The following is a 551-nucleotide window of genomic DNA, read 5'->3' as shown; positions in this document are numbered from 1 at the left end:
CCATCATACCCCTCGTTTTGGGCAAGGATCGTAAAGGCACGAGTAAGGTTCATGCCCACCAGCCAGTCAGCGCGTGAGCGGCCGAGGCCTGCATGGTAAAGCGGGAGCGTCGTCGACCCCGGGCGGATCTCATTCAAAGCCTTCCGGATGCTCGCTTCATCCAGGGCCGACAACCAAAGCCGTGAAACTTTCCCGGAATAACCGCACTCGTCCAGAACCTCACGAGCGATCACTTCCCCCTCTCGATCGGCGTCGGTGGCCACCACCACCTCCCCTGCTTCCTTCAGGAGCTTCTTCACGACACCAAACTGCTTTTTGGCCGAAGTCTTCACCTCCTGCTTCCAAGCCGTTGGCAGGATCGGCAATGATTCCAGTGACCAGCGCTTGAGCTCGGGATCATAGGCCTGTGGCGGTGCCTGCTCGAGGAGATGGCCAAAGCCCCAGGTGACGATAACTCCATTCCCACGCAAGCAGCCGTCACCTTTGCTTGTTGCACCCAACACCCCTGCTATGTCGCGAGCTTGGGAAGGTTTCTCACAGAAAAACAGTCG

1 protein-coding gene is annotated in these 551 nt (G+C 58.4%); it reads right to left on the bottom strand.

Translation table 11 applies throughout. The features are described 5' to 3' along the window. A partial coding sequence (locus tag ACGTN6_RS20945; protein ID WP_394595036.1) for a toprim domain-containing protein occupies nucleotides 1–551 on the bottom strand: 551 nt, incomplete at both ends.

Origin of the sequence: Halomonas sp. B23F22_20 (assembly GCF_043496985.1) — a bacterium.
Classification (GTDB): domain Bacteria; phylum Pseudomonadota; class Gammaproteobacteria; order Pseudomonadales; family Halomonadaceae; genus Halomonas.
The sequence above is the reverse complement of the archived record's forward strand: the minus strand, read 5'-3'. Positions and strand labels throughout refer to the sequence as shown.